The organism is Oceanobacillus damuensis, from assembly GCF_001618145.1.
Classification (GTDB): Bacteria; Bacillota; Bacilli; order Bacillales; family Amphibacillaceae; genus Oceanobacillus; species Oceanobacillus damuensis.
This window is the reverse complement of the sequence record NZ_LQNF01000065.1, coordinates 1-3,408: the sequence shown is the minus strand read 5'-3', so window position 1 is coordinate 3,408 and position 3,408 is coordinate 1. Positions and strand designations below refer to the sequence as shown.

Here is a 3,408-nt window from a genome sequence, read left to right as displayed (position 1 = left end):
ATGGGGGTTGATTAGAGATTTTTTTCATAGCAATATTACAAAAAGATTACAAATGTCCTATAAATATATAATATTTCCCATATAGAAGATATAATATTGTTAGTTTCTGTTAGATTATGGTCATACAGAGATAGTTTACCAGATTTGGTTTAGAGAGAGCGTGGACTATGATAAGCTTATCGTGTTTAGGCCTTGATCCTCTGAACCGAACTGTAACAACAGGGGGATAAAAAAAGATGGCGAACAACAAAATATTTATGTCGGTTACTGCAACAGCAGTTATCGCATCGGCCTTTTTTGCGACAGACGAAGCAGATGCAGCATCATATAAAGTACAAAGCGGTGATTCACTATGGTCGATTGCACAGAAACATGGGACAAGCGTGACCGTTTTGAGATCAATCAATAATTTAACATCAGATACTATCTATCCGAACCAGGTAATTGAGACAGATCGTAATACAAGCTCAAATACAAATACAAATACAAACACAAATACTACTACTAATTCTACTACTAATACATCATCTACTACTTATATAGTTAAAAGTGGCGACACTTTAAGTGGCATAGCCTCGAAACATGGAATTTCTCTAACTAATTTGATGAAATGGAACAACTTGAATACTACATTGATTTATCCTGGGAATAAATTTGTCATAAAGGCGCCTTCTTCCTCGGGGTCCAGCTCTAGCTCTAGTTCAACCGTGTCAACTTCAACCAGTTCATCCAGCAGTGGTCAAGTAGGCTCATCTACCGTTTATACGGTAAAATCTGGTGACACCTTATCACGAATCGCTTCACAGAACGGTGTGACTGTCAGTAATTTAAAGTCGTGGAACAACCTGAGCTCTGATTTGATCTTGATTGGTCAGAAGCTGAATATTGGTGGAAAAGCCACATCTTCAAGTACGGGCTCTGTATCAACTGCAAGCACTACCAAAGCACCGGCAAACGTCAGCTATAATGTTGACAAATTGATCAGCACAGCGAAAAGCCTAAACGGCACGAAATATGTTTGGGGCGGTGCCACACCAAGCGGCTTCGACTGCAGTGGGTTCATCTATTATGTATATAAACAGGCAGGCATGGACATCAGCCGCACATCAGCTGCAGGGTACTTTGACCGTTCATACTATGTGAACTCTCCAGAAGTGGGAGACCTTGTATTTTTTGAAGGAACATATAAAGCCGGCATCTCTCACATGGGAATTTATATTGGCAATAATCAGTTCATCCATGCTAGTTCAAGCGGTGTACAGATTACTAGCTTGAGTAATTCTTATTGGAGCAAGCATTTTGATAGTTATAAGCGATTTTATTAAGGATTAGTTTCAGATAGGGATTTAATCGTTTGGCTTTTATAAGATTGTAGTTTTATGGAAGTCGGTTGCTGTAAGGGCGGTTTTATTAAGTGAATGTTATTGAGGGAGGAACTCTAGCGGGGCTGGAGTTCCTTTTTTTGTGGGATGGGGACGGAGTGATTCACACTTCATTATATAGAGTTACAACAAAAGCGTTATGATACTTTGGAATTATTTCGACATAGTTAGAGTTTAATATTATTTTTTATAGGGTAAAACACCTATATTCATAGAAGGGCATTCTTTTTGATTATTGATTATTTTGTGTGAGTAAAAACGACAATATCATAACAAATTCCTTTATTAAAGAAATATAACTTGCTAAATCAACTATTTTTGCCGATAATATATATAGTTTGACATGGTTATATAGCACTATATACGCAATTCATATGAAGTCTAGCAAAATTAACGAGAGGTACTCCACCAAAGCTTATTGACTATGGTAGTTGGTAGCTGTGGAAGAAGCTCTTAAAGGGTAGCCTAATTTTTAGCTTACCTTTTTTAATGTCTAAAGCACAAAGGAGAGAGCATGATGTGTGATTTGCATGAAGAAACAGAAACAACAGATTACCTATTGGATTTGATCAATCACAAAAGAAAAATGTTGTTAATAACAGCGGAGAGATTTGGTATTGAAAGTGAAAAAACGTTGATCTGCAGTCAAGAATTAGATGAGTTGATTGCCAAAAAACAGCGGATGATGAAGCCAGTGGGACAAGGCTTGCTATGAGTACAATATTAATTGCTGATGATTCAAAGTTTATGAGGAGCTTTTTAAAAACTAAACTTCAGCAACACGGATATCAAGACGTTATAGAGGCAGCTGATGGACAGGAAGCAATTAACGTGTACGAACATACAAAGCCGGATATTGTGTTCCTTGACATAACCATGCCGAATGTAGGTGGTTTAACTGCTTTGGAGAAAATATTGGATTTTGATTCGAATGCTAAAGTGGTCATGTGTTCTGCTATGGCTACAAAATCAAATGTCAATGAGGCTCTGCATTTAGGTGCGAGGGATTTTATTGTCAAACCGAACTTTGGTGGTTTGAAAAACACTTTAAAGAAACTGGATAGTTCAGCGTAGATTTCACTTGGATTGGGTGAGTTAAAATGCAAAAATACGGGTCATGTACATACTGTGGAAAGATTGATCATCTAACTAATGGTTTATGTAATGAGTGTTACGACGTAGAACAAAAAAATATCCATGAGGTAATAGAATTTTTATTGAAGCATCCAAATTCACATGCCATGGAGGTTTCTTTAAATACAGGCATCTCTATAGAAAAGATCACGCGTTTGATTAAGAGAGGAACATTGGTATTATAGAACGTTTTTATAATAATGCAGTAAACATTTTATGACTACTCAATAATGATCTAGAAACGGCTATCCCCGTTGACCCTCGACTGGACACCTCTGAATTCTGTATAACTTCTTTATAAAGGAACAGGAAAAAAATGATAAATCTGTCATTAAAAAAGGAAAAATATACCTGCAAAATCAAACTGGAGAACAAATCCAAATCCTGAATAACTCCATCAAAATCGTCCAAAAAGAAAATTGGTAAACACATAGAAAGGATAAATAGTTTTTGAGGTTACTTCACTATCCCTCTAAAAAGGGGTTCTTCAATCTATTTCTGAAAAACCTCGTTCATTTTCGGGACAATCCGAGAATTAGATGCAGTAGATGAAAATATATAAAAAAGCGGGAAAGATGAAGATCTTATCCATTCCCCCGCTAGTATCGCAAAACACTGTTTAGTTTTTTCTCGTACACGGTCTTCTTAAAAACTCTGCTAAGCCTGCTTTATATCCATCTTATTACGTTAATTCCTTGCTGAAATCATACAGCAATGACTGCAACGATGTAAGAGTAATCTCATCTTTTTGAATTAATCGTTTTGATTCTTTTGTTTTTCTGGTTTGTTATTGTTCTGTTTCTCTTTTGGTTCTGCTTTCTTTTCATTCTGCTTTACTTCTTGCTCTGCTTTCTTTTCACTCTGCTTTACTTCTTGCTCCGTTTTCTTCTCA

General features: G+C 36.4%; 3 protein-coding genes. All 3 read left to right on the top strand.

The window, feature by feature from the left end:
* Positions 1-236 precede the first annotated feature (236 nt).
* Positions 237-1,325 carry a C40 family peptidase gene (locus tag A4245_RS19375; RefSeq protein WP_067730986.1) on the top strand — a complete coding sequence of 363 codons (1,089 nt, stop codon included), beginning with the start codon at positions 237-239 and terminating at the stop codon, positions 1,323-1,325.
* A 574-nt stretch (positions 1,326-1,899) separates the two neighbouring features.
* The gene (locus A4245_RS19370) at positions 1,900-2,097 is read left to right on the top strand and encodes an aspartyl-phosphate phosphatase Spo0E family protein (protein ID WP_067730984.1); all 198 of its coding nucleotides are present in this window, start codon (positions 1,900-1,902) and stop codon (positions 2,095-2,097) included.
* Entirely contained in the window at positions 2,094-2,456 is a 363-nt protein-coding gene (locus tag A4245_RS19365; protein WP_067730982.1) for a response regulator, read from the top strand. Before A4245_RS19370 ends, A4245_RS19365 begins: the two co-directional genes overlap by 4 nt.
* Positions 2,457-3,408 lie beyond the last annotated feature (952 nt).